The 20,997-nt window shown below is 72.2% G+C and carries 21 protein-coding genes; 9 read left to right on the top strand and 12 right to left on the bottom strand.

The features are described 5' to 3' along the window. Window positions 1-5: 5 nt before the first annotated feature. Window positions 6-692, bottom strand: a complete 687-nt coding sequence (locus ACQEVB_RS38560) for a class I SAM-dependent methyltransferase (protein WP_432984108.1) — start codon at window positions 690-692, stop codon at window positions 6-8. 69 nt (window positions 693-761) lie between these two features. On the opposite strand from ACQEVB_RS38560, the gene ACQEVB_RS38555 reads away from it, so the two are divergent. Then, entirely contained in the window at window positions 762-1,718 is a 957-nt protein-coding gene (locus ACQEVB_RS38555) for a helix-turn-helix transcriptional regulator (protein ID WP_432984105.1), read from the top strand. On the opposite strand, the gene ACQEVB_RS38550 is transcribed toward ACQEVB_RS38555, so the two are convergent. The 3 genes from ACQEVB_RS38550 to ACQEVB_RS38540 form a co-directional block, all read right to left on the bottom strand. After that, on the bottom strand, window positions 1,670-2,596 hold the full coding sequence (locus ACQEVB_RS38550; protein ID WP_432985505.1) for a carbohydrate kinase family protein: 927 nt from the start codon (window positions 2,594-2,596) through the stop codon (window positions 1,670-1,672). The genes ACQEVB_RS38555 and ACQEVB_RS38550 overlap by 49 nt on opposite strands. 119 nt (window positions 2,597-2,715) lie before the next feature. Beyond that, the gene (locus ACQEVB_RS38545; protein WP_432984102.1) at window positions 2,716-3,078 is read right to left on the bottom strand and encodes a HesB/IscA family protein; all 363 of its coding nucleotides are present in this window, start codon (window positions 3,076-3,078) and stop codon (window positions 2,716-2,718) included. A 59-nt stretch (window positions 3,079-3,137) separates the two neighbouring features. Next, a complete protein-coding gene (locus ACQEVB_RS38540; RefSeq protein WP_432984099.1) occupies window positions 3,138-4,256 on the bottom strand; it encodes a glycerate kinase family protein in 1,119 nt (372 codons plus the stop codon). Between the two features lie 61 nt (window positions 4,257-4,317). On the opposite strand from ACQEVB_RS38540, the gene ACQEVB_RS38535 reads away from it, so the two are divergent. Then, on the top strand, window positions 4,318-4,962 hold the full coding sequence (locus ACQEVB_RS38535) for a DUF3043 domain-containing protein (RefSeq protein ID WP_432984096.1): 645 nt from the start codon (window positions 4,318-4,320) through the stop codon (window positions 4,960-4,962). Between the two features lie 10 nt (window positions 4,963-4,972). On the opposite strand, the gene ACQEVB_RS38530 is transcribed toward ACQEVB_RS38535, so the two are convergent. The 6 genes from ACQEVB_RS38530 to ACQEVB_RS38505 all read right to left on the bottom strand — a co-directional run bounded on the left by ACQEVB_RS38530 (window position 4,973) and on the right by ACQEVB_RS38505 (window position 13,364). Further along, the gene (locus tag ACQEVB_RS38530; protein ID WP_432984093.1) at window positions 4,973-6,670 is read right to left on the bottom strand and encodes a formate--tetrahydrofolate ligase; all 1,698 of its coding nucleotides are present in this window, start codon (window positions 6,668-6,670) and stop codon (window positions 4,973-4,975) included. Between the two features lie 12 nt (window positions 6,671-6,682). Then, window positions 6,683-7,594: a methylenetetrahydrofolate reductase gene (locus tag ACQEVB_RS38525; protein WP_432984090.1), complete on the bottom strand. Its 912-nt coding sequence runs from the start codon at window positions 7,592-7,594 to the stop codon at window positions 6,683-6,685. 94 nt (window positions 7,595-7,688) lie between these two features. Further along, on the bottom strand, window positions 7,689-8,636 hold the full coding sequence (locus tag ACQEVB_RS38520) for an electron transfer flavoprotein subunit alpha/FixB family protein (RefSeq protein WP_432984087.1): 948 nt from the start codon (window positions 8,634-8,636) through the stop codon (window positions 7,689-7,691). Further along, entirely contained in the window at window positions 8,633-9,391 is a 759-nt protein-coding gene (locus ACQEVB_RS38515; protein ID WP_432984083.1) for an electron transfer flavoprotein subunit beta/FixA family protein, read from the bottom strand. Before ACQEVB_RS38515 ends, ACQEVB_RS38520 begins: the two co-directional genes overlap by 4 nt. After that, entirely contained in the window at window positions 9,391-11,898 is a 2,508-nt protein-coding gene (locus tag ACQEVB_RS38510; protein ID WP_432984080.1) for a GcvT family protein, read from the bottom strand. Before ACQEVB_RS38510 ends, ACQEVB_RS38515 begins: the two co-directional genes overlap by 1 nt. A gap of 14 nt (window positions 11,899-11,912) precedes the next feature. Continuing rightward, window positions 11,913-13,364 carry a trimethylamine methyltransferase family protein gene (locus ACQEVB_RS38505; protein WP_432984077.1) on the bottom strand — a complete coding sequence of 484 codons (1,452 nt, stop codon included), beginning with the start codon at window positions 13,362-13,364 and terminating at the stop codon, window positions 11,913-11,915. A 165-nt stretch (window positions 13,365-13,529) separates the two neighbouring features. On the opposite strand from ACQEVB_RS38505, the gene ACQEVB_RS38500 reads away from it, so the two are divergent. Genes ACQEVB_RS38500 through ACQEVB_RS38490 form a run of 3 tightly spaced genes read left to right on the top strand, consistent with a single transcriptional unit; the run spans window position 13,530 to window position 15,834 of the window. Then, window positions 13,530-14,309, top strand: coding sequence for an IclR family transcriptional regulator (locus ACQEVB_RS38500; protein WP_432984074.1), 780 nt, complete (start codon window positions 13,530-13,532; stop codon window positions 14,307-14,309). Beyond that, on the top strand, window positions 14,306-14,974 hold the full coding sequence (locus tag ACQEVB_RS38495; RefSeq protein ID WP_432984071.1) for a corrinoid protein: 669 nt from the start codon (window positions 14,306-14,308) through the stop codon (window positions 14,972-14,974). The genes ACQEVB_RS38500 and ACQEVB_RS38495 overlap by 4 nt, the downstream gene beginning before the upstream one ends. After that, the gene (locus ACQEVB_RS38490; RefSeq protein ID WP_432984068.1) at window positions 14,974-15,834 is read left to right on the top strand and encodes a dihydropteroate synthase; all 861 of its coding nucleotides are present in this window, start codon (window positions 14,974-14,976) and stop codon (window positions 15,832-15,834) included. Before ACQEVB_RS38495 ends, ACQEVB_RS38490 begins: the two co-directional genes overlap by 1 nt. Here ACQEVB_RS38490 and ACQEVB_RS38485 read toward each other — a convergent pair. Together ACQEVB_RS38485 and ACQEVB_RS38480 are read right to left on the bottom strand one after the other, a co-directional pair. Beyond that, on the bottom strand, window positions 15,831-16,211 hold the full coding sequence (locus tag ACQEVB_RS38485; RefSeq protein ID WP_432984065.1) for a hypothetical protein: 381 nt from the start codon (window positions 16,209-16,211) through the stop codon (window positions 15,831-15,833). The genes ACQEVB_RS38490 and ACQEVB_RS38485 overlap by 4 nt on opposite strands. Window positions 16,212-16,307: 96 nt before the next feature. After that, complete coding sequence (locus ACQEVB_RS38480; protein ID WP_432984062.1) at window positions 16,308-16,571, bottom strand: hypothetical protein; 264 nt, start codon at window positions 16,569-16,571, stop codon at window positions 16,308-16,310. Window positions 16,572-16,594: 23 nt separating this feature from the next. Here ACQEVB_RS38480 and ACQEVB_RS38475 point away from each other — a divergent pair, with 23 nt between their 5' ends. The 4 genes from ACQEVB_RS38475 (at window position 16,595) to ACQEVB_RS38460 (ending at window position 20,869) form a co-directional block, all read left to right on the top strand. Further along, window positions 16,595-18,412 carry an ASKHA domain-containing protein gene (locus tag ACQEVB_RS38475; protein WP_432984059.1) on the top strand — a complete coding sequence of 606 codons (1,818 nt, stop codon included), beginning with the start codon at window positions 16,595-16,597 and terminating at the stop codon, window positions 18,410-18,412. A 20-nt stretch (window positions 18,413-18,432) separates the two neighbouring features. Continuing rightward, complete coding sequence (locus tag ACQEVB_RS38470; protein ID WP_432984056.1) at window positions 18,433-19,035, top strand: DUF1638 domain-containing protein; 603 nt, start codon at window positions 18,433-18,435, stop codon at window positions 19,033-19,035. Window positions 19,036-19,311: 276 nt separating this feature from the next. Then, a complete protein-coding gene (locus ACQEVB_RS38465; RefSeq protein ID WP_432984053.1) occupies window positions 19,312-19,632 on the top strand; it encodes a 2Fe-2S iron-sulfur cluster-binding protein in 321 nt (106 codons plus the stop codon). A 1-nt stretch (window position 19,633) separates the two neighbouring features. Further along, window positions 19,634-20,869: an NAD(P)/FAD-dependent oxidoreductase gene (locus ACQEVB_RS38460; RefSeq protein ID WP_432984050.1), complete on the top strand. Its 1,236-nt coding sequence runs from the start codon at window positions 19,634-19,636 to the stop codon at window positions 20,867-20,869. Window positions 20,870-20,997 lie beyond the last annotated feature (128 nt).

The raw sequence follows: 20,997 nt of genomic DNA, 5'->3' as shown, positions 1-20,997 counted from the left end.
CGGGTTCACGGGGTCGCGTAGAGGATCTCCACACCCGCGATCAGCAGCTGCACGTGCTCCCGGGACCGGATGGTGAACCCGGCCGCGGTGAGCAGCGCCGCGACCTCGCCCGGGCCGAAAGCGGCCATGGGCGAGTGCCGCATGCGGCGGGTCAGCGGGATCCGGCCCGGGGAGCCGTCGAAGTCGGCCAGCACCAGCGCACCGTCGGGGCGCAGCACCCGGCGCACCTCCGCGAGCATCTCGCCCCGGGCGTCCGCGTCGAGGTGGTGGAACATCACCGACGACAGCACGCGATCGACCGTGCCGTCACCGGCAGGCAGGTCCTGGGCGTAGCCGCGCCCCCAGCGGGCCGTGCGGATGGCCGGGACGCGGCTGCGGGCGGCGCTGCGTCGGGCCGCGTCGAGCATGCGGTCGTCGGGGTCGATGCCCACGAGCTGCGCGTCGGGGTGCACGCGACCGACCCGGCGCAGGAGTTGCCCGGTGCCGCACCCCACGTCGAGGACAACCGGAGCGCGGGTGTCGTCGAGACGGGTGGCGCCCGCCACCGCGCGGTACATGCGCGGGCCCCCGACGAGCAGGCCGAACACGTCGTAGAAGCGGACCGACCGGCGCTCCCCCATGGCCGGCAGGAACGGCCGGTGGCCGTGTCCATGTCCGTGGCCGTGCCCGTGCTGGGATGTTCTTTCGCTCATGTCACCAGGTTGGCAGGCCGGCACGCTGTGCAGGTGTTCGATCTGCGGCGATGATGGGACGATGTTCCGGTGAACACCGTGCGGCTGCCGACCACGGTCCGGCGCGTCCCGGTCTACGGACTGCGCGCCGACCCCGCCGGCCCGCGGGTCGTCGTGCTGCGCATGGACCGCGCCGACCACCCGATCCCGCACGGCGACCACACCCACGACTTCTTCGCCCTCACCTACATCGCCGAGGCCGAGCCGGGATCCCCCGGCACCGCAGGCGATTTGCTCGTCGTCGCTCCCGGCGACCTGGTGGGGGCGCGCGCCCTCGGTCTCCCGGAGCACGGGCTGCGCGGCGTCGTCGGCTGGACGGTGATGTTCGACGCGGACGTGCTCGGCGCCCAGCCCGCCGCCTCGCCGCTGGCGTGGGGCACGCACCCGCTGCTCGCCCCGTTCGTCGGTGGGCACCGCGGCGGCATCGCCCGGCTCGTCGTGCCCGAGTCCGCCCGGCCGCGCTGGGCGGACCGCATCAGCGCGCTGGAGGAGGAGCTGCGCGCGCGGCGCGGCGGTCACCACGCCGCGGCGGCCGCGCACCTCACGCTGCTGCTGGTCGACGTCGCCCGGCTCGGCGACCGCGCGGACGGCGGCGACGTGCTGGCCGACCTGCAGCTCAACCGGGAACCGCTGCTCGGCGAGGTGTTCTCGGTCATCGAGCGGCGGTTCGCGGAGCCGCTCTCGCTGCGCGACGTGGCCGCCGCCGTCGGCATGTCACCGGGGCACCTCACCACTCGCGTGCGGGAACGCACCGGCCGCACGGTGCTGGAGTGGATCACCGAACGGCGGATGCTGGAGGCGCGCCGGCTGCTCGCGACCACCGATGAGCCGGTCGGCGCCGTCGCGGCCGCCGTCGGCATCGCGGATCCCGGCTACTTCGCGCGCGTGTTCCGCCGCGCCCACGGGGTGAGCCCCGCGAGCTGGCGCGGACGGCGTGGTCAGGCGGGCAGGATGGCGGCGATCTCCGCGGCCGCGTCCGGCCCGTAGGCGTCGCCGAGCCGCTCGAGACCCGCTGCGCGGTCCCACACCCATTCCTGCCCGCCGTGCGACTCCAGCACCTGCACGGCGATCAGCGAGCCCAGCTGTGCGGACCGCTCGAGCGACAGGCCCTGCTCGGTGCCCGCCAGGAACCCGGCCCGGAACGCGTCACCGACGCCGGTGGGGTCGACCTTGCCGGTCTCCGGCACCACGCCGACCTTCAGCTCGCCGTCGCGGCCGACGATCTGCACGCCGTTCTCACCGAGGGTGGTGATGCGGATGTCGACCTTCTCCGCCACCTGTGCCGGCGTCCAGCCGGTCTTCTGGAGCAGGAGCTCCCACTCGTAGTCGTTGGTCATCAGGTAGCGGGCGCCCTCGACGAGCGTGCGGATGTCGGCGCCGTCCATGCGCGTGACCTGCTGCGACACGTCCGCGGCGAACGGCATGCCCAGCTCGAGGCACTGCTTCGTGTACTGCACCATCGCCGCCGGGTCACTGGCGCCGATCAGCGTCAGGTCCACCCCGAGCGCCGGCAGCCCGGCCAGGTCGATCTCCGCGGAGCGGGCCATCGCGCCCGTGTAGAACGAGCCGATCTGGCGCATCGCGTCGTCCGTGGTGCAGATGAACCGGGCCGTGTGCACGTCCGGTGCGACGTGGATCTGCGAGCAGTCGACGCCGTGCTCCTCCAACCAGAGGCGGTACTCGGCGAAGTCGCCGCCGACCGCGCCGACCAGCAGCGGCCGCCTGCCCAGCACCCCCAGACCGAACGCGATGTTCGCGCCCGAACCACCCTTGTGGATCACGAGGTCGTCGACGAGGAACGACAGGGAGATCCGGTCGAGCTGCTCCACCATCAGCAGCTCGTGGAACTTGCCCGGGAAGTGCATGAGGTGGTCGGTCGCGATGGACCCGGTCACGGCGATGGACACGGAGCGCAACCCTACCGGCTGGGAGACGACGAGACCCTGGCCACCGGTGTGGCCAGGGTCTCGGCGGGAACGTCAGGTCAGTTGAACGAGTCGCCGCAGGCGCAGGAGCCGCCCGCGTTCGGGTTGTCGATCGTGAAGCCCTGCTTCTCGATCGTGTCGACGAAGTCGATCACGGCACCCTGCAGGTACGGGGCGCTCATGCGGTCGACCCCGACCTTCAGCCCGTGGAAGTCGCGGTAGAGGTCGCCGTCGAGCTCGCGGTCGTCGAAGAACAGCTGGTAGCGCAGGCCTGCGCAGCCACCGGGCTGCACGGCGATGCGCAGGTGCATGTCGTCACGCCCCTCCTGTTCCAGCAGGGTGCGGGCCTTGACGGCAGCAGCGTCGGTGAGCTCGACGCCGTGGGTCTCGGTCTCGACGGACGTGGCGTTCTCGACGGTCATGACTCTCCCAACAACGAACGACTCTTGCGACATTCCCGCATCACCAGTGTAGTCCTTCGTCAGCGGCTCCAGCGCTGCGCGACCCGCTCGGCGAGCGCGGAGAGGGTGCCGGCCGGGTCGGCCAGCGACGCCTCCACGCCGCCTGCGTCGTCGGCGACCCCGTAGGCGGCCTCCACGCCCGCGGCCGCGGCCTCGCGGCGCCCGACGCTCACCTGCCCGGCCAGCACGATGCAGGGCACGCCCCGGTCGGCCGCGCCCCGCGCGACGGTGGTGACGAGCTTGCCGCGGAGCGACTGCCAGTCGAAGCTGCCCTCCCCGGTGACCGCGAGGCCGGCCCGGTCCAGCGCGGCGTCGAGCCCAACCAGCTCGCGCACCAGCCCGGCCCCCGACACCCGTTCGGCACCCAGCGCCAGCAGCGCCGCACCGAGGCCGCCCGCAGCGCCGGCGCCGGGCTCGTCGCGCACGTCGGGCGGGAACGTCGCGGCCAGCACGTCGGCGAACCGGGCCAGCGCCGCGTCCAGCGTGGCGACCATCGCGGCGTCGGCGCCCTTCTGCGGGCCGAACACCGCGGCGGCGCCGTGCGGGCCCAGCAGCGGGTTGTCGACGTCGGCGGCGGCGACCAGCCGCACGCCGCCCAGCTCCGGGCGCCCGTCGATCCGCACGGCCGCGGCGAGCGCTCCGCCACCGTGCGGCAACTCACGACCGGAGGCGTCCACCGCGCGGGCTCCCAGAGCGGCCAGCATCCCGGCCCCGCCGTCGGTGGTGGCCGAGCCGCCCAGCCCGACGACGATCCGCGCGACCCCCGCCGCGACCGCGTCGACCAGCAGCTCTCCGACCCCGCGGCTGGTGACCACGGCCGCCGTCGCGGGGACGCGGTCCGCGCGCGGCACCAGGTGCAGCCCGCACGCCGCCGCCGACTCGACGTACGCGACGTCGTCGACCTGCAGCCACTCGGCCAGCACCGGCGCTCCCATCGGGCCGGTGACCTGCAGCGTGTGCAGCGTTCCGCCGAGCACGGCGTGCAGGACGGCGACGAATCCGGTGCCGCCGTCGGCGACCGGCAGCAGCTCCAGCTCGTCGGCCGGTGCGGCGCGGCGCCACCCGTCCGCTATCGCTGCGGCGGCCTCGGTGGCACTGAGCGTGCCCCCGAAGGAGTCCGGTGCGACGACCACGCGCATGCGCTGCCACCCTTTCGTCCCGGTTCGTTCCGGTGGACCCGGTCTCCCGTAGGCTAGTGAGGTGAGGTTCCTGGGCCGCTCCACCGCCGCAGATTCGGGCTCATCGACGCCCGACGAGTCCGCCACCGCGGTGCCCGATGCCACCCAGGTCGACCCGTCGCGCACGGCCGGCAAGGGCCGTGCCACCCCGAAGCGGCGCGACGTCCAGGCCAAGCGGCGGGGCCCCGCCCCGCCCCCGCCGAAGACGCAGCGGGAGGCGGCGAAGCTCGCGAAGGCCAACCGCCCCGACAAGAACGAGCGCCGCCGCCTCGCCGCCGAGCGCCGCGCCCGCATGGCCGCCGGCGACGACCGCGTCCTGCTGCCGCGCGACCGCGGCCCGGTCAAGGCCTACATCCGCGACGTCGTGGACTCCCGGCCGCACCTCATGGGCCTGTTCATGCCGCTCGCCGGGCTGGTGCTGCTGTCCGCGGTGTTCCCGGTGATCGCCGTGCAGCAGTACATGAGCCTGTTCAGCCTGGTCGCCCTCCTCGTGATGATCACCGAGGGCGTGCTGCTGGGGATGTCCACCGCTCGCAAGGTCCGGGCCAAGTTCCCGGACGAGCAGATCGGCGGCCTCTCCATCGGCTGGTACGCGTTCACCCGGGCGAGCCAGCTGCGCCGGCTTCGGGTGCCGAAGCCGCGCGTGAAGCGCGGCGCCCAGGTCTGAGCGACGTCGATCAGGACAGGTTGACCACGTTCCCGTCCGCGTCGATGTCGATCAGGTGGGCCGCGGGAGTGGCGCTCAGGCCGGGCATCGTGCGCATGTCGCCGCAGATCGGGTAGATGAACCCGGCCCCGACCGACGCGCGCACCTCGCGCACCGGCAGTCGCCAGCCCGTCGGCGCGCCCTTGAGCGACGGGTCGGACGAGAGCGACAGGTGCGTCTTCGCGATGCAGACGGGCAGGGTGCCGAACCCGTTGCGCTCGTACGTCGCGAGCTGGGCGGCCGCGGCCGGGTCGTAGTCGACGCCGTCGGCGCCGTAGACCTTCGTCGCGATCGTCTCGATCTTCTCCTTGAGCGACGCCTCGTCGGGGTAGAGGAACCGGAAGTCGGACGGCTCGTCGGCTGCCGCGACGACGGCCTCGGCGAGGTCGCGCGCTCCGGCGCCGCCATCGGCGAAGTGCGTGCAGACGGCCGAGCGCGCGCCTTCCGACGCCGCGATCTCGGCGATCGCCGCGTGCTCGGACGGGTGGTCGCCGGGGAAGGCGTTGATGGCCACTACCAGCGGGATCCCGTGCAGGCGGATGTTGTCGATCTGCTTGCGCAGGTTCGCGCCGCCGAGGTGCACCTCGTCCGGGTTCTCCTCCAGCAGCGCGGGCGGCAGCGGCTTGCCGGGGACGATCGTGTGCCGGCCGGACATCGCCTTGAGCGCCCGGACCGTCACGACGACCACGGCCGCGTCGGGCACCAGGCCCGACGCCCGGCACTTGATGTTGAAGAACCGCTCCGCGCCCATGTCGGCGCCGAACCCGGCCTCCGTCACGAGGAAGTCGCCGCCGCGGATGCCGATCAGGTCGGCGACGATCGACGAGTTGCCGTGCGCGATGTTGCCGAACGGTCCGGCGTGCACGAGGACGGGCGTGTTCTCCAGGGTCTGCAGCAGGTTCGGCTTCAGCGCGTCGCGCATGATCGCCGCCATCGCGCCGGCGCCGCCGATCTCCTCGGCGGTCACCGGGGACCCGCTGCCGGTGTAGCCGACGACGATCCGCCCGAACCGCTCCCGCATCTCCTGCAGCGAGCGGCTCAGCGCGAAGATCGCCATGACCTCGCTGGCCGCGGTGATGTCGAAGCCGGTCTGGCGCGGCACCCCGTCCAGCTTGCTGCCCAGCCCGATGACGATGTTGCGCAGCGCCCGGTCGTTGACGTCGAGCACGCGCCGCCAGGTGATGGCGTGCAGGTCCAGGCCGGACGCGTTGCCCTGGTAGAGGTGGTTGTCCAGCACGGCCGAGAGCATGTTGTGCGCGGCGGTGACGGCGTGGAAGTCGCCCGTCAGGTGCAGGTTGAGCACGTCCATGGGCACGACCTGGCTGTAGCCGCCGCCCGCCGCGCCGCCCTTGATGCCGAACGTCGGGCCCATCGACGGCTGCCGCAGCGCGATCGTCGCCCGCTTGCCGATCTGGTTGAGGGCCTGCCCCAGCCCGACGGTGGTGGTCGTCTTGCCCTCGCCGAGCGGGGTCGGCGTGACCGCGGAGACGACGACGTACTTGGCGCGCGGCCGGTCGGCCAGCTCGTCGATCGCCGAGAGCTTGATCTTGGCGACGTGCTCGCCGTAGCCCTCGATCAGGTGCGGGGCGAGGCCCATGTGGTCGGCGACCTCGTCGAGCGGTTTGAGCGCTGCGGCCTGGGCGATCTGCAGGTCGGTCGGGAATGTCATCGGTCCCCCTCCTCAGGCGGGCACGCTGAGGCGGGCCCGGTCGTGCATGGCGAAGCGCCCCTCGCGGATCTCCCACGCCCACGCGGCCGTGGGGACGAGCGCGCCGAACGGGAAGAAGTGCACGTTCTCGATCAGGCTCGCCGGGTCGGCCGTGACGGCCTCGGCGAGGCCGAGCAGCAGCGCGTCCGGGTGGTGGACGGGCGAGGTGGCGAGCTTGAACACGCCGCCGGTCTGGTGCCGCAGCACCGACAGCGACGGCCCCACCCCGCACGAGAGGCCGAACTTCAGCAGCTTCATCGGCGAGGTCAGCCCCGGCAGCCCGACGTGGACGGGCAGGTCGACGCCGGCGGCGCGGATCCGCCGTTCCCACGCCACCACGGGCTCCGCGGCGAACCCGAACTGGGTGACGACGTGAGCCGCGAGGCCGTGCTCGCGGGCCAGCGCCGCCTTGGTGAGCAGGGCGGCGTCGAGCACGTCGTCGGCGACATCGGGATGGCCCTCGGGATGCCCGGCGACGCCGATGCGCTCGATCCCCGCCTCCTCCAGGCAGCCGGAGGCGATGATCTGGGCGACCTCGTGGAACTCCCCGGCGGGATCCGTCGAGCCGGCGACGAGCAGCAGATCGGTCACGCCGAGCGCGGTCAGCGGGGCGAGCATCCGCTGCAGCGCGGCCCGGTCGGGCACGTAGCGGGCGGCGAGGTGCGGCACCGGGCGCATCCCGGCGTCCGCGACCCAGCGCGCCGCCTCCACCGTCCGCTCCCACGGCACGCGCGCCAGGTTCGTCAGGTACACGGCGGTTCCGGCGCCCAGCACCTCGCCGAGCGGCGGGAGCTTGGCGGTCTCGCGCGGGGTGATCTCCGCGCTGAACGAACGCACGAGCCGGCGCAGCGTCGCGCCGACGGCCTCGTCGGACTCAGGGGGCATCGCAAGGTCCCTCCGGGTACGGCGTCGAGAACGAAGTTGTGGTCGATTGAAACGATTAAGAACCGCCACAACTTCGTTCTCGACGGGGGTGGGGTCAGGGGTGGCGGCGGCGGAGTTCGGCCACCACTGCCGGGACGATCTCGTGCATGTCCCCGACGACCGCGTACGTCGCCTTCGTCACCATCGGGGCCTCGGGGTCGGTGTTGATCGCGAGGATCGTCTTCGAGCTGGCGCAGCCCGCCCAGTGCTGGATCGCGCCGCTGATGCCGCAGGGGATGTACAGGTCCGGGGAGATCCGGCTGCCGGTCTGCCCGATCTGCTCGTGGTGCGGGCGCCAGCCCAGGCTCGTCACGACCCGGGAGACGCCGAGCGCCCCGCCGAGCAACTGGGCCAGCTCGGCGACGGCATCGAACCCGTCGGGTCCACCGGCGCCACGACCGGCGCCGACGACGACGGACGCCGAGGTCAGCCCGCTCGCGTCCACCGACTCGACGGGCTCGACCGAGACCACCCGCGCCACCAGGTCGGCGGCGGCCACCTCCGGCGCGAACTCCCGCACGGTGCCCGCGCCGGCGTCGGCCGCCGGGGTGGCCTCGACGGCGTGCCCGGCGACGGCGAGCAGCGCCGGCGAGTCGGCCAGGCGCATCTCCTCCAGGACGGCGCCGCCCAGCACCTGCCGGACCGCGACGCCGTCGCTCACCGCCACCACGTTCGCCGCCATCGCGACGTCCAGCCGGGCAGCGAGGTGCGCGAGCACCTCCAGACCGCGCGGCGTGCCGGGGGCCAGCACCGCGTCGGCGCCGGCAGCCACCGACTGCACCGCGCTCGCCCACGCCGCCCCGGAGTAGGCGCCGAACGCCTCGCCGGTCGCGTGGTGCACCTCGCGCACCCCGTGCTTGGCCAGCTCGTCGGCCGCCCCGGACGGGAGGTCACCGACGACGACGGCGTCGACCTCGGCACCGAGCCCGCGCGCGAACGTCACGGTCTCCAGCGAGGTCTCGGTGACGCCGGCAGCCGACGTCTCCACGAAGACGATGATCACCGCGCTACCCCCATCCGCTCCAGCAGGTCGACGACGGCGCCCGCCGCGTCCGGGCCCTGTCCCAGCACCTCGACCGTGCTCGGCTGGGCGGGCGGCAGCAGGAGCCGCACCCGCCCGGAGCCCTTCGGCTCGAACTGCGGCGGCAGCGTCTCGATGACAGCCTTCTTCGCCTTCATCCGCCCTTTGAGCGACGGGTAGCGCGGCTCGACGCCGCCCTCCAGCACGGTGGCGACCGCGGGGAGCGGCACGGCGTAGGTCTCCACGCCGTCGACGCCGTCGCCGCGCGCGGTCGCCACGCCGTCGGCCACGGACACCGTCCGCACCCCGTTGACGACCGGGCGGCCGAGCAGGTGGGCGAGCCGGATGCCGACCTGGAAGTCGCCGGTGTCGGCGGCGTCGTTGCCGAGCAGCACGAGGTCGTAGGTGCGGCCCTCGACCACAGCGGCGATCTCGCGGGCGATGTCGGCCGGGCCGTACGCACCGGGATCGGGAACCTCGACCAGCACCGCCGACTCGCACCCGACCGCGAGCGCCGAGCGCAGCTGCTCGACGGCCTCGGCCGGGCCGACCGTCAGCACGGTGGCGGTGCCCCCGGTGTCGGCCGCGATCTGCACGGCCAGCTCGACGGCGCAGTTCTCGTGCGCGCTGACCGTGAAGCCCACGTGCCGTGCGTCGATGCCCTGCTCGTCGGCGGTGAGCGTAACCTCGCCGGCCACGTCGGGCACCCGCTTGAGGCACACGAGTACGTCCGTCATCAGCGCATCCGCTCGTTCTTCGGGTCGAACAGGGGCGTCGCGTCGTTCGCCGCGACCGTCACGGGGTAGAGCTGCTCCATGTACGACACGGCCAGCTCGTTGCCCACCCGCGCCTCGTCCGGCGGCAGATAGGCCATGAGCAGGTGCTTGCCGAGCGAGGGTGCCGAGCCGGCCGTCGTGACGTACGGGTGGTGGCCGTGCCCGTCGGTCAGCGGGCCGCCGTCGCGGGTCAGGATCGGCTCGCCGCCGAGCATGTAGCGGCGCTGCCCGTTCGCGGAGACGTGGTCGTCGACGGTAAGCGTGCACAGCACCGCTTTCGGGGCTTCCTCGCGCTGCGCGAGGTAGGCGTCGCGGCCGATGAACGACGCCTCCTTCACCCGCGGTCGCGCCATGCCGCACTCCACGATCGTGCGCTCGGCGTCGAGCTCGAAGCCGTACGCCCGGTAGCCCTTCTCGATGCGGCCGGTGGTGCCGTACACCCCGATCCCGACGGGGACGGCGCCGTCCGGCTTGCCCGCCTCGTGCAGCAGGTCCCACACGCGCGCGCCCTGCTCCATCGGCACGTACAGCTCCCAGCCGAGCTCGCCGACGTAGGAGATGCGCGAGGCGAGCACGGAGATGCTGCCCAGCTCGATCGGGCGGCAGGTGAAGAACGGGAAGCCGGAGTCGCTGATGTCGTCGTCGGTGACGCGGCCGAGGATGTCCCGCGCCTTCGGACCCCACAGCCCGATGGTGGTGAACGCCGAGGTCTGGTCGACCAGCGCGGCACGGTCGGCGAGGTTGTCGGCGAACCACTTCAGGTCGGCCATGCCGTGCGCGCCGCCGGTGACGACGCGGAAGCGGTCGTGCGCCAGGCGCATGACGGTGAGGTCGGAGCGGAACCCGCCGTGCGCGTCGAGGACCGGCGTGTAGATCAGCCGGCCGTCGGCGACGTCGGACTGCGCGACGACGGTGTGCTGCACCGACGCGAGCGCGCCGGGCCCGACGATGTCGAAGATCGCGAACGCGGAGAGGTCGACGATGCCGGCGCGCTCGCGCATCGCGAGGTGCTCGGCGTTGATGATCGGCGACCACCAGCGGCTGTCCCACTCGTGCTCGCGGGGCATCACCGCGTCCCCGTACTCGGCGAGCAGGCCCTCGTTCGACGCGTACCAGAACGGGCGCTCCCAGCCGGCCGTCTCGAAGAACACCGCGCCGGCCGCCTGCTCCGCGGCGTGCATCGGAGCCAGGCGCTTGCCGCGTTCCCCGGCCCACTGCTCGCCGGGATGCACGATGCCGTAGGTCTTGTTGAACGCCTCCGACGTGCGCGAACGGACGTGCTCGCGGGTGCGCTGGTGCGGGTAGAAGCGCGCGATGTCGGAGTGCCCGAGGTCGATCTCCGACCAGCCCTGGGTCATCCACTCCGCGACCGCGCGCCCGACGCCCGGCCCCTCCTTGATCCAGACGGCCGCGGCCGACCACAGGCCCTTGACCTCGGGCGTCTCGCCGAGGATCGGCGCCCCGTCGGGGGTGAGGGAGAGCAGGCCGTTGATGGCGTAGCGGATCTCCGCGCCGTCGGCGCCGAGCGCGTCGGGCATGAGCTCGAGCGCCTGCTCCAGCTGCGGGTCGAAGTCGTCCGCGGTGAACGGCATCTCGGTGGGCGACAGCTTCGCCTGCTCGATGGAGGGGATCTCCTCGGGCTCGTGCAGGATCGCGCGGTGGGCGTAGGAGCCGACCTCCATGTCGGCGCCGTGCTGGCGCTCGTAGCAGAAGGTGTCCATGTCGCGGACGATCGGGAAGCTGATCTCGCCGGGCCGCTCGGCCAGCTGCGGGATCGGGCCCACCGAGATCATCTGGTGGACGGCCGGGGTGAGCGGGATGGCCGCGCCGGCCATCCGCGCGATCTTCGGGCTCCACACACCGCACGCGATGACGACGTACTCGCCCTCGATGTCGCCCTTGTCGGTGCGCACCCGCTTGATCCGGCCCTGCTCGACGTCCATGCCGACGACCTCGACATTCGGCACCGTCGTGAGCGCGCCCAGCTCCATCGCGGCCTCGCGCATCAGCGTGCCGGCCCGCAGCGAGTCGACCACGCCCACCGACGGCGTCCAGAAGGCGCCGAGGATCTGGTCCTTCTCCAGGAACGGGATGCGCTCGACGACGTGGTCGGGGGTGACCAGCTCCGCCTCGATCCCCCACGCCTTCGCCGACGACATGCGCCGGCGCAGCTCCTCCATCCGTTCCTCGGTGCGCGCGACCTCGTAGCCGCCGGACTCGGTGAACACGCCCAGCTCCTTGTACTGGCGCATGGAGTCGAGCGTGAGGTCGGCCAGCTCGCGGGAGTGGTCGACCGGGAAGATGAAGTTGGACGCGTGACCGGTGGAGCCGCCCGGGTTGGGCAGCGGGCCCTTGTCGATCTGGACGATGTCGCGCCAGCCCAGGCGGGCCAGGTGGTGGACGAGGCTGTTGCCGACGATGCCGGCGCCGATGACGACGACGCGAGCGGTCGGGGGAACGGTGGCCATGGGTGGTCTCCTCCTCAGTCGCCCAGCTCGCGGCGGCGGCGGGTCACGTACTCGGTCAGCTCCTCGCGCACGGCGTCGTCGATGGGCGGGGGCTCGTACTCCTCGAGCTTCTTCTTCGCCACGTCGGCGGCGCGAGCCGCAGCGTCCTTGGCCCCGCCCCGCATCCAGCGGTCGTAGTTGTCGGAGCTGTTGACGAACGGCCGGTAGAAGCAGGTGCGGAAGCGCTCCATGGTGTGCGCGGCGCCGAGGAAGTGGCCGCCGTGGCGCACCTCGTCGTGGGCACCGAACGCGAGGCTCGCCTCGTCGATCTCCAGCGGCGTGAACTCCTGCTGCAGCATCTCCAGGACCTGCACGTCGAGGATGAACTTCTCGTAGCTCGCGACCAGCCCGCCCTCCAGCCAGCCCGCGGAGTGCATGACCCAGTTGATGCCCGCCAGGAACGTCGGGAGCATCGTCATGAGCGCTTCGTAGCCGGCCTGCGCGTCGGGCGTCTGGCTGGAGGTGAGGCCGCCGCCGGAGCGCACCGGCAGGTTGAAGTGCCGGGCGATCTGGCCGGTGGCGAACAGGCCGATCGCCGACTCGGGCGTGCCGAAGCAGGGCGAGCCCGACTGCATGTCGATGTTGGACAGGAACGAGCCGAACACCACCGGGCAGCCGGGCCGGATGAGCTGCGCGAGCGCGATGCCGGTGAGCGCCTCGGCCATCTGCTGGGTGAGCGCGGCCGGGATCGACACCGGCGACATCGCCCCCATCAGCAGGAACGGCGTGACGACGACGGCCTGGTTGGCCTCGCAGTAGGCGAACAGCGCGTCGAGCATGCGGTCGTCCCAGCGGAGCGGGGAGTTGCAGTTGATCAACGAGATGGTCGCGGGCGTGCGTTCGATCGCCTCTCTGCCGATCTCGCGGCCGCCGAAGAGGATCTCCGTCATCGCGATCGTGTCGCGCGCGTTCTCCCCCGAGACCACGTTCCCCATGTAGATCTTGTCGGTCAGCGTCTGTAACGCGAACGTCATATCCAGGTGCCGGGAATCGAGCGGTGTGTCCTCCGGCTCGCACACGATCCCGCCCGCGGAGTCCAATGCCGCGAAACTCTGCGAAAGGCGGGCGAAGTTCTCGAAGTCCGCCATTTTCGCGTCCCTGCGGACGTCACCCTCGCGGACGAACGGCGGACCGTACACTGCGCCGAACGCCATGGCGTCGTCGCCGATGTGCACGCTGTTGGCCGGGTTGCGGGCCTGCAGGTCGAAGGCGTGCGGCGCCTTCGCGACCTGCTCGAGGACGAACTCCGGATCGAACCGGACGACCCCGTCCTCCACCTTCTGCCCGGCCTGCCGGAACAGCTCCAGCGCCCGTTCCGAGCCGAACTCGACGCCGATCTCCGACACCAGGCGGCGCCAGCCGCCGTCGAGCGTCTTCATGGCGTCCGCGGAAAGGATCTCGTAGCGGGGCATGGCATTGCGGAACATGCGGCGCTCGCTCTCAGGAGTTACCGAGGAGGTGCAGAAAATGATCTCTTGACGTGCCGGATGATCGGCGTCACAGTAACCGCTATCGACGGAACACGGGTTCCATATCGTGAAACTCTCGGGCCCCGAGTTGCGAACCGGACAAAGCGCCAGGACGGATCCCTCATGACCACGCAGACCCAGCAGACGGGCAGCCAGGCCGTCGAACGGGCGAGCGCCCTGCTCGGCGTGATCGTCGAGTCCGGGGCGCCGCGCACCTTCACCTCGCTCGTCGACGAGCTGGGGATGGCGAAGTCCACGACGTCACGGTTGCTGAGCGCGCTCGAACGCGCCCGGCTCGTGCACCGCGACCGGGCCGGTGCGTTCCGCCCTGGGGCGCTGTTCTCGCTGCACGCGGCCCGGCCGAGCGCCTTGCACGACCTCTCCGAGCTGGCCCGCCCGACCATGGAGCACCTGTCGGAGCTGTCCGGCGAGACGGTCGTCCTCGCAGTTCCACGGGGTGGGCAGGTCGTCCAGATCGACCAGGTCGACAGCCGCTACCTGCTCGGCGCGGTGAACTGGGTCGGCGTCGACGTGCCCGCCCACTGCACCGCGCTGGGCAAGATCCTCTACGCCTACGACGCGCTGCCCCGCCCGCACGGCGCGCTGGAGCGGCGCACCCCGCACTCCCCCGTCGACCGGGCGCAGCTCGACCACATGCTGGTCGAGGTGCGCCGGCGCGGGTTCGCGGTCTCCCTCGACGAGCTGGAGCTCGGGCTGGCCGCCGTGGCGGCGCCCGTGCGGACCGTCGACGGCGTCGTCGCCGCCGCCATCTCCGTCTCCGGGCCGACCAGCCGGATCAACGACTTCGGCATCACCGCCCTCGGCGACCTGCTGGTCACCGAGCTGAAAGGGCTCTCGGCGCTGCTCGGCCATCGGCCAGCACGGAAGGAAGGCACGCGATGACCGATCATCAGGAGATCCTGCGAGGGCTCTACGACGAGACGCTCGTGGGCAACGGCCCGCGCGTGCTCGAGCTGACCCAGCAGGGCCTCGACGCCGGCCTGACGCCCGAGTCGATGCTGTTCGACGCGCTGATCCCGTCGCTGGAGGAGGTCGGCGCCCGGTTCGAGCGCGGCGACTTCTTCGTGCCGGAGATGCTCGTCGCCGGCCGGGCCATGAGCGGCGCCCTGGACGTGCTGCGCCCGCTGCTCGCCGAGACGGGCGCGCAGACCGTCGGCACGTTCCTGATGAGCACGGTCAAGGGCGACGTGCACGACATCGGCAAGAACCTGGTCAACATCATGCTGGAGGGCGCCGGCTTCCACGTGATCGACCTCGGCGTGCAGGTCTCGCCGGAGAAGGTGATCGCGGGGATCCAGGAGCACAAGCCCGACATCGTCGGGTTCTCGGCGTTCCTCACCACGACCATGCCGATGTTCAAGGCCAACATCAACGCGATGCAGAAGGCCGGTCTGCGCGACCAGGTGATCGTCATGGTGGGCGGGGCGCCCGTCACACAGGAGTACGCCGACGCCGTCGGCGCCGACGGCTACGCGGCCGACGCCGCGACCGCCGTCCGGAAGGCCAAGGAACTGCTCGCCGCGAAGCGCGCCATGGTGGGGGTCTGATGCACACGGTCGTTCGTTCGGCTACCCGTGAAGTGGTCATCGGCGGCGACCAGCCGTTCTGCCTGATCGGCGAGCGGCTCAACCCGACGGGCCGCAAGGTGTTCGCCCAGCAGCTGCGCGACGGTGACCTGTCGCAGATCGTCGTCGACGTCGAGCAGCAGGTCGCGGGCGGCGCGACGATGCTCGACGTCAACATGGGCGTGCCGCTCGCCGACGAGGCGGAGCTGCTCGCCAAGGCCGTCACGCTGGTGCAGGAGCTGACCGATCTCCCGCTCGTCATCGACTCGTCGGTGATCGAGGCGCTCGAAGCGGGGCTCGGGGCGTACCAGGGGAAGGCGCTGGTCAACTCCGTCACGGGCGAGCGGGAACGGCTCGACGCGATCCTGCCGATCGTCAAGCGGTACGGGGCGGCGGTGATCGCGCTGCCCAACGAGGAGGACGAGATCCCCGACGAGCCGGAGAAGCGGCTGGAGATCACGCGCAAGATCCTCGACATCGCCGTCGGCGAGTACGAGATCCCGCTCGAGGACATCGTGATCGACCCGCTCGCGATGCCGATCGGGGCCGACACGTCGCTGGTGAAGACCACGCTGCGCACCATCGAGCTGATCCACGACGAGTTCGACCTCAACATGACCCTCGGCGCCGGCAACGTCTCGTTCGGGATGCCGAACCGGCCCGCCCTCGGCTCCGCGTTCCTTCCGATGGCGATGACCTGCGGCCTGACCAGCGCGATCATGGACGTGCGGTCGGCGCAGATGGTCGAGGCCGTCAAGGCCGCCGACCTGCTGCTGGGCAACGACGACTGGGGCGCGGCATGGATCGCGCGGGCCCGGGCGGCGAAGGCGGCGGCGGTCTAGTGCCGCGCGGTGGGGTGGGGCTCCGGTCCGCGCGCGCCCGGCATGATCACCGCGGTCGGGGTGGCGCGGGGCTCGGCGCCCGGCCCGTTGCGGTGATCAAGGGCAAAATGTCGCCAGTCGATCTTCCCCAGCAACACTTTGCCCTTGATCACCGCACACCGGGCCGCGCAGACCTCGCCCCGCCCGGCGGACCGCCGGCCGCCCGGCCACTTCCGTCGATCATGGGCAAAACGCGGCCAGTGGATCTTGTTCAGCCACGGTTTGCCCATGATCACCACAGCGCGGGCGGCGCAGACCCCGCCGCCGACCCCGTTGCGGTGATCAAGGGCAGAACGTCGCCAGTCGATCTTCCGCGGCAACCCTTTGCCCTTGATCACGGCAGGCCAGGCAGCGCAGGTCCGGCCTGCGTGCGCCCCAGCGGCACGGAACCCCCGGGTTCACGCCCGCTTCCGTCGATCATGGGCAAAGTGTCGTCAGTCGATCTTGTTCAGCCACGGTTTGCCCATGATCACCGCGGCGCGGGCGGTGCGGACCCCGGCGCCCACCCCGTTGCCGTGATCAAGGGCAAAACGTCGCCAGTCGATCTTCCCCGGCAACACTTTGCCCTTGATCACCACACACCGGGCCGCGCAGACCTCGCCCCGCCCGGCGGACCGCCGGCCGCCCGGCCACTTCCGTCGATCAAGGGCAGAACGTCGCCAGTCGATCTTCCGCAGCAACACTTTGCCCTTGATCACCGCAACCTCCCCGGGGCCGAGCCGTGACCGGGACGGACCGGGTGCGGATCGCGTTCCGCCCCCACGAGTCGCCGCCGCGCGAGGTGCGGGTGCCGGCCGGCACCACGCTGTTCGACGCCGCGAGCTGGAACGGCATCGCCGTCGACTCGACGTGCGGCGGCCACGGCACGTGCAAGAAGTGCGTGATGCGGGTGGTCGAGGGCGAGGTGGCGGTCTCGCGCGTCGACCCGCGCGCGTTCACCCCCGAGCAGCTGCGCGACGGGTGGCGGTTGGCCTGCCGCGCGCCGGCCGAGCGGGACGTCGTCGTGGAGGTGCCGCCGCTCGTCACCCGGCCGAAGGCGGCCACGGTCGGGGTCGGGCGCCAGGTGGTCCTGCGGCCGGCCGTGCAGAAGCGCTGCGTGACGCTGCCCGAGCCGACGCTCGCCGACCAGCGCACCGACCTGGAACGCCTCCGCGATGCCCTGGACGACCTGGAGTTCACCGCGGACCTGCACGCGGTGCGCAACCTGTCCCGCGCCATGCGCGCGCAGGAGGGCGAGGTCACCGCCGTGATCGTCGACGAGGTGCTCGTCGACGTCGAGCCCGGCGACACCAGCAGCCGGCTCTACGGTCTCGCGTTCGACCTGGGCACCACCACCGTGGTGGCGACGCTGCTCGATCTCGCCACCGGCACGCCGGCCGCCGTCACCTCGATGCTCAACCCGCAGCAGCCCCACGGCGCGGACGTGATCACCCGGATCAGCGCGACGATGATGGACCCCGACGCGCTCGGCCGGCTCACCGCGCTCGCCCATCAGGCCCTCGACCAGCTCGCCGGTGAGGTGTGCGCGGAGGCCGGTGTCGACCGCGGCGAGGTGTACGAGATCGCGCTGGCCGGCAACGCCACCATGGTGCACCTCGCGCTCGGGCTCGACCCGGAGCCGCTCGGGGTGGCGCCGTTCGTCATGGCCAGCCGCGAGTTCCCCGGGCTGACGGCCCGCGACCTCGGTGTGCAGGTGCACCCGGGCGCCCGTGCCTACGTCTTCCCCGCGCTGGGCGCGTACGTGGGCGGCGACATCGTCGCGGGCGCGCTCGCGTCCGGCATGGACCGCGACCGGCGCATCCGCCTGTTCGTCGACATCGGCACCAACTGCGAGATCGTGCTCGCCTCCGGCGACCGCCTGATGGCGACGGCGGCTCCCGCCGGGCCCGCGTTCGAGGGTGCGGCCATCCGCTGCGGGATGCGTGCCGCGCCGGGCGCCATCGAGGGCGTCAAGATCAGCGAGGACGACGTGGCGCTCGACGTGATCGGCGATGTCGAGCCGATCGGGTTGGCCGGCTCCGGTTTGGTGGACGCCGTCGCCGCGCTCGTCACCGCCGGGCTCGTCGACGCGTCGGGACGGCTCGCCCTGCCCGACGCCCCGGGTGTTCCGCCCGGGCTGCGGTCGCGGCTGCAGCAGGTCGGGCAGGAGCGCGTGTTCGTCCTCCATCCCGGCCTGTACCTGTCCCAGCGCGACATCCGCGAGCTGCAGTTCGCCAAGGCCGCCATCGCGACGGGCTGGGCGCTGCTGCTGGAGGAGGCCGGGCTCACCCAGGCGGACGTCGCGCAGGTGGTGCTCGCCGGCTCGTTCGGCAGCTACCTGTCCGCGGCGAGCGCGGTGCGCATCGGGCTCGTGCCGGACGTCGCCGTGCTGCGCATCGTCAGCGCCGGCAACGTGGCCGGTGAGGGCGCGAAGATGGCGCTGCTGTCGGTGCGGGAGCGCGCCGCGGCGCAGGCTCTGCTGGAGGAGGTGCGCTACGTCGAGCTCTCCGACCGCCCCGACTTCAACGACCGGTTCGTCGACCGGCTGGCGTTCCCCTGAGCGGAGCTTGCGGAGCGAACATGGATGCTGAGACCCGCGTAGCGGTGGTGGCGTGCGGGGCGATCGCTCGGCACGTCCGCGACGTGGCTGCGCGCCGTGGCTGGCCCGTCGACGTCCACGCCCTGCCCCCGCTGCTGCACAACCGCCCGGAACGGATCGCCGCCGCCGTGGAGGAGCGGATCGCGGATCTGCGCGGCCGCTACGCGCGGGTGGCGGTCGGGTACGCCGACTGCGGCACTTCCGGCGGGCTCGACGAGGTGTGCGCGCGGCTGGGCGTCGCCCGGCTGCCGGGCGCGCACTGCTACGACGTGCTGGCCGGCGCGGCGCGGTTCCGCGAGCTGCTGGAGGCCGAGCCCGGCACCTACGTGCTGACGGACTGGCTCGCGGCGAACGTCGACCGCGCGGTGGTCGCGGAGCTGGGCCTCGACCGCTTCCCCGACCTGCGCGACGCGTACTTCGGCCACTACCGCCGGGTCGTGTGGCTGGCGCAGCACCCGACGCCGCGGCTGCGGGCCGCTGCCGAGCGGGCGGCCGGGTTGCTCGGGCTGCCGCTGGAGACGGTGGAGGTCGGCGACGCGCTGCTCGCGGAGGCGCTGCAGACGCTCGTCGCGCCGTCGGGCTGAGCGGCCTGCGCGCGACAGCGGAGCGGCAACGGGCGGGCACTCACAGCAGCCGGATCGTGGGCAGAGTTCTTCGTTACGTTGACTTTACTGCGAGCCGATCTCGCCGTCACGCCGTTCGGGCTAGTCTTTTGGGCACCTGATCGGTACAGGGGGGACAAATCTATCGCCGCGCCCGATGCGCGGCGCGCAAACGTTGAGCAACGGGTGCCGTGTTTGTGTGTCCGAATGTCTTTCAACGCGGGATCTCGGTCCTGCGGCCAGGAGAAGGAGACGATCGTGCCCACTGTCGTGTATGTGAACGACGATGGATCACAGATGACCGTCGACACGCCGGTCGCGACCAGCCTGATGCGCGCGGCGCTGGGCAACCAGGTTCCGGGAATCGTCGGAGAATGTGGCGGATCGGCGACCTGCGGCACGTGCCACGTCTACCTCGACCATTCGACGGAGGAGTTCGACCCGCCGTCGGGTGACGAGGACGACATGCTGGAATGGACGGCCGCCCCGCGTGCCGAGAACAGCCGGTTGAGCTGCCAGCTGGTGCCCAGGCAGGAAAGCAGCCACCTGATCGTCCGCGTGCCTGCGAAGCAGATCTGACGTGCGCGGGGTGGTGGTGATCGGCGCAGGACACGCCGGCATCGAAGCTGCGGCATCGCTGCGCACCGGCGGATATGCCGGGCCGGTCACCGTGGTGGGCGCAGAGGGTCATCTGCCTTACCAGCGGCCGCCGCTGTCGAAGGAGCTGCTCGACGATCAGGCGGATGTCACCGGCATCTCGCTGCGACCCCAGGCGTTCTTCGACGATCAGCGGATCACGCTGTGCCCCGGCCCTGCGGTGGAGATCGACCGGCTGCAGCAGCAGGTGCTGGTGCAGGACGGCAGCCGGCTGGGCTACGACCACCTCGTGCTGGCCACCGGTGCGGTGCCCCGCCGGTTCCCCCTGCCGGGTCTGCCGTTGCGCGGGGTGTCCGAGCTGCGCACGGTCGACGACGCCCTGGCCCTTCGCGCGTCGATGGCCGGGGCGCGGCACATGGTCGTCCTCGGTGGCGGCTTCATCGGGATGGAGGTGGCGAGCGCGGCGCGCAAGCGCGGCATCGACGTGACCGTGCTGGAGCTGGCCGATCGGCTGCTCCGCCGGGTCGTGTCGCCCCCCGTCTCCGACGCCGTCGCCGCCCATCACCGCGCCGCCGGGGTCCGGCTCTGCCTGGAGGACCGGGCGATCGAGGTGGTGGGCCACGACGGCCACGTCACCGGGGTGCGCACCGAGTCCGGGATGCTCCTCCCCGCAGACCTGCTGGTCATCGGCATCGGCGCCATCCCGGACGACGGTCTGGCCGCTCGCGCCGGACTCGAGACCGCCGACGGCGTGGTCGTGGACCGCTACCTGACCACCTCCGATCCGCGCATCATGGCGGTCGGCGACTGCGCGGCCGTGCGCGACCGCATCACCGGCCAGCTGCGCCGGCTCGAGTCGATCCAGAACGCCACCGACCAGGGCCGGTACGCGGCTGCCCGCATCCTGGGTTGGAAGCGCTCCTACCGCGCGGTGCCGTGGTTCTGGAGCAACCAGGGATCGCTGCGCCTGCAGCTGGTCGACCTCGGCGGCGGGCACGACCGGTTGGTCGTCCGCGGCAGCGCGAATCGTTTCTCCGTCTTCCGCCTGTGCGACGGGCTGCTGACCGGGGTCGAGTCCGTCAACGACCCGGGGACCCACATGGCCGCCCGCCGGCTGCTGGATCGCATCACGCCCACCGAGGCCGAGCTGAGCGACGACGACTTCGACGTCCGGGCGCTCGCCCGTCGCGTACTGGCCGGAGAGACGGCCAGCGCCTGAACACCGCCGCGCGCGCCCCGTTGTCCGACGGGGCGCGCCGCTGCACGTCCACATCATCGATCGCCCCGGTTCCGCGCAAACGAGCGGCCGGGGCGATCGGTCGTAAAGCCTTTGTGACAGTGCGCTCA

Origin of the sequence: Pseudonocardia sp. CA-107938 (assembly GCF_050936315.1) — a bacterium.
Taxonomy (GTDB): domain Bacteria; phylum Actinomycetota; class Actinomycetes; order Mycobacteriales; family Pseudonocardiaceae; genus Pseudonocardia.
The sequence above is the reverse complement of the archived record's forward strand: the minus strand, read 5'-3'. Positions and strand labels throughout refer to the sequence as shown.

Coding starts and splice junctions, on each gene's coding strand:
- ACQEVB_RS38490 (WP_432984068.1), top strand. CDS start 14,974: ATGCACACGGTCGTTCGTTCGGCTACCCGTGAAGTGGTCATCGGCGGC.
- ACQEVB_RS38505 (WP_432984077.1), bottom strand. CDS start 13,364: ATGTTCCGCAATGCCATGCCCCGCTACGAGATCCTTTCCGCGGACGCC.
- ACQEVB_RS38470 (WP_432984056.1), top strand. CDS start 18,433: ATGGATGCTGAGACCCGCGTAGCGGTGGTGGCGTGCGGGGCGATCGCT.
- ACQEVB_RS38525 (WP_432984090.1), bottom strand. CDS start 7,594: ATGCCCCCTGAGTCCGACGAGGCCGTCGGCGCGACGCTGCGCCGGCTC.
- ACQEVB_RS38495 (WP_432984071.1), top strand. CDS start 14,306: ATGACCGATCATCAGGAGATCCTGCGAGGGCTCTACGACGAGACGCTC.
- ACQEVB_RS38540 (WP_432984099.1), bottom strand. CDS start 4,256: ATGCGCGTGGTCGTCGCACCGGACTCCTTCGGGGGCACGCTCAGTGCC.
- ACQEVB_RS38545 (WP_432984102.1), bottom strand. CDS start 3,078: ATGACCGTCGAGAACGCCACGTCCGTCGAGACCGAGACCCACGGCGTC.
- ACQEVB_RS38500 (WP_432984074.1), top strand. CDS start 13,530: ATGACCACGCAGACCCAGCAGACGGGCAGCCAGGCCGTCGAACGGGCG.
- ACQEVB_RS38510 (WP_432984080.1), bottom strand. CDS start 11,898: ATGGCCACCGTTCCCCCGACCGCTCGCGTCGTCGTCATCGGCGCCGGC.
- ACQEVB_RS38530 (WP_432984093.1), bottom strand. CDS start 6,670: ATGACATTCCCGACCGACCTGCAGATCGCCCAGGCCGCAGCGCTCAAA.
- ACQEVB_RS38560 (WP_432984108.1), bottom strand. CDS start 692: ATGAGCGAAAGAACATCCCAGCACGGGCACGGCCACGGACATGGACAC.
- ACQEVB_RS38550 (WP_432985505.1), bottom strand. CDS start 2,596: ATGCACTTCCCGGGCAAGTTCCACGAGCTGCTGATGGTGGAGCAGCTC.
- ACQEVB_RS38515 (WP_432984083.1), bottom strand. CDS start 9,391: ATGACGGACGTACTCGTGTGCCTCAAGCGGGTGCCCGACGTGGCCGGC.